We start from the raw sequence: 2363 nt of genomic DNA on the forward strand, positions 1-2363 counted from the left end.
GTGCCCGGCACGGCGACCGCGACGCCCGACCGCGTCCGGCTGGCCGACGTCGGCGTCGACGCGGCCGTCGTTCCGGTCGGCGTGGGACGCGGGGGCGCGCTCGAGCTGCCCGCGGACGCGGCGGTGGTCGGCTGGTGGATGGCCGGCGCCCTCCCCGGTGCGGCGGACGGGTCGCTCGTCCTCGCCGGGCACGTCGACGCCGCCACCGGTCCCGGCGCGATGTCCGCGGCGCTGCGGGCCCCGCTGGGGTCGCTCGTGGACGTCGGCGACGGTGCGGGCGGGACCGTGACCTACCGGCTGACCGACCGCGTCGTCGTCGACAAGGACGACGGCCTGCCGCCCGAGCTCTTCGCGGCCGCCGGTCCGCACCGCCTCGTGCTCATCACGTGCGGCGGGACCTTCGACCGCCGGACGGGTCACTACAGCGACAACGTCGTGCTCCTGGGCGACCCCGTCGCCTGAGCCGCGACGCGGCGAGGCCGGTGGGCCACGACGGCGCCACCGGCCTCACCGAACTCGTCTCTCCTTCGAGCGGGTCCCGCCCCTGGACGTCAGGCCGCGAGCCGTGGATCGGCCCCCGGGGCGTCGGGCGTCACGGGCGTCAGGCCGTACCCGAGCCGGACGATCGCCTCCGGGCGACCGGTGGCCCGCGCCAGGTCGAGGACCAGCCGGTCGATGGCTGCGTCTGCTTCTTCGAGCGTCATGGATGCCTCACCTCCCGCGCCCATCGTGGTGCACGTCACACCGTGCGCAAGTCGATCACGGCGCCGGGGTGTCGGCCGGGCCGCGCGACGCGCCGTCGTCGGCGGGGCGGGCGCCGTCCTCCGCCGGCTCGTGCGTTCCACCCAGCGCACGGTTGACGAGGTGCAGGACGACCCCGATCGCCAGCAGGACGCCCGCCCGGACGTAGACGTCCGCCTCGCGCCCGGTGAGCGGGCTCGCGAGCACGAGGCTGACGACGAGCCCGAGGACCGGTGCCCACGTCGGCGCGCGGAAGTGGTCGGGGCGCTGGTCGTCGCTCCGGTCGCGGCGCAGCACGAGCACGCTGACGTTCACGACGGCGAACACGAGCAGCAGGAGCAGCACGGTCGTGTCGGCGAGCCCCGCGAGGTCGCCGGTGCTCACGAGGGTGAGCGCCACGGCGAGCGTGAACGCGATCGCCACCCACGGCGTCTGCCGGCTGCGGTGCACGCGCCCCAGCACGCGCGGCACGATGCCCTCGCGCGCCATGCCGTACACGAGGCGCGACGCCATGATCATGTTGATGAGGGCGGTGTTCGCCACCGCGAGCAGCGCGATGAGCGCGAAGAGCCACGGCGGGAACGCCAGCCCGGCCGCCTTGACGACCTCGAGCAGCGGGCCGGTCGACTCCACCAGGGTCTCGGTCTCCACGACCATCGACGAGGTGAAGGCCACCGCGAGGTAGATGACGCCCGTGATCGCGAGCCCCGTGAACAGCGCGCGGGGGAAGTCGCGCCGCGGGTCCTGGCACTCCTCGGCGAGGTTCACGGAGTCCTCGAACCCGAGCAGCGCGTAGAACGCGAGCGCCGTCCCGCCGAGGACGGCGAGCAGCGCGCTGCCGCTCTGCGGCTCCAGCTGCATGGCCCGCGCCGGGTCGCCCTCGCCCGTCGCGAGGGACCAGATCCCGATCGCGACGATGACGAGGAGACCCGTGACCTCGATGAGCGTGAGCGTCACGTTCACCCGCACGGACTCCGAGATGCCGACGAGGTTGATGGCGGTCACGAGCAGCAGGAACGCCCAGGCGGCGACGACCGTCGGGATGCTGACGAACTCGGCGAGGTAGTCCCCGCCGAACGCCCGGGCCGCGGCGGAGGCCGACGTGATGCCGGACATCATCACGGCGAACCCGACCAGGAACGTGACGAACGGCCGGCGGAAGGCGCGGTGCGCGTAGAGCGCCGCCCCGGCGGCCTGCGGGTACTTGCCGACGAGCTCGACGTACGACGCCGCCGTGAGCGTCGCCAGGCTGAAGGCGACGAGGAACGGGACCCACACGGCCCCGCCGACCTGGCCCGCGACCGTGCCGGTGAGCGCGTAGATGCCGGCGCCCAGGATGTCGCCGACGACGAAGAGCAGCAGGACCTTGCGCCCGATCGTCCGGGCGAGCGGGGCCTCCTCCTGCGTGGCGGCGCTGACGACCATGCGAGACCTCCCCCTCAGGGGCCCCGGTGGGACCGATGATCGAAGTGTCGTCCCGTCGGGTGTCCCGCGCGCGCCGTCGCGGCCCGCCCTTGGGGCGGTCCCGTCGCGGCCTCGGCTCAGCCGGACCTGCGCCACCAGCGGGACCCGGGCCGGCGGGTCGCGCGACGCGACGCGTCGTGCTCGGCGCGCTCCCGGGC

At 74.8% G+C, this 2363-nt stretch carries 3 protein-coding genes; 1 reads left to right on the plus strand and 2 read right to left on the minus strand.

Features of this window, described 5'->3' with window-relative positions; translation table 11 throughout:
* On the plus strand, positions 1-462 hold a 462-nt coding region (locus ICW40_RS19380), incomplete at its 5' end, for a class F sortase (protein WP_221655623.1).
* An 89-nt stretch (positions 463-551) separates the two neighbouring features.
* On the opposite strand, the gene ICW40_RS19385 is transcribed toward ICW40_RS19380, so the two are convergent.
* Both ICW40_RS19385 and ICW40_RS19390 read right to left on the minus strand, forming a co-directional pair.
* Positions 552-704 carry a hypothetical protein gene (locus ICW40_RS19385; RefSeq protein WP_221655624.1) on the minus strand — a complete coding sequence of 51 codons (153 nt, stop codon included), beginning with the start codon at positions 702-704 and terminating at the stop codon, positions 552-554.
* 55 nt (positions 705-759) lie between these two features.
* The gene (locus ICW40_RS19390; RefSeq protein WP_221655625.1) at positions 760-2166 is read right to left on the minus strand and encodes an APC family permease; all 1407 of its coding nucleotides are present in this window, start codon (positions 2164-2166) and stop codon (positions 760-762) included.
* Between the last annotated feature and the right edge of the window lie 197 nt (positions 2167-2363).

The organism is Actinotalea ferrariae, assembly GCF_019733465.1.
Lineage (GTDB): Bacteria > Actinomycetota > Actinomycetes > Actinomycetales > Cellulomonadaceae > Actinotalea > Actinotalea ferrariae_A.

Coding starts and splice junctions, on each gene's coding strand:
- ICW40_RS19385 (WP_221655624.1), bottom strand. CDS start 704: ATGACGCTCGAAGAAGCAGACGCAGCCATCGACCGGCTGGTCCTCGAC.
- ICW40_RS19390 (WP_221655625.1), bottom strand. CDS start 2,166: ATGGTCGTCAGCGCCGCCACGCAGGAGGAGGCCCCGCTCGCCCGGACG.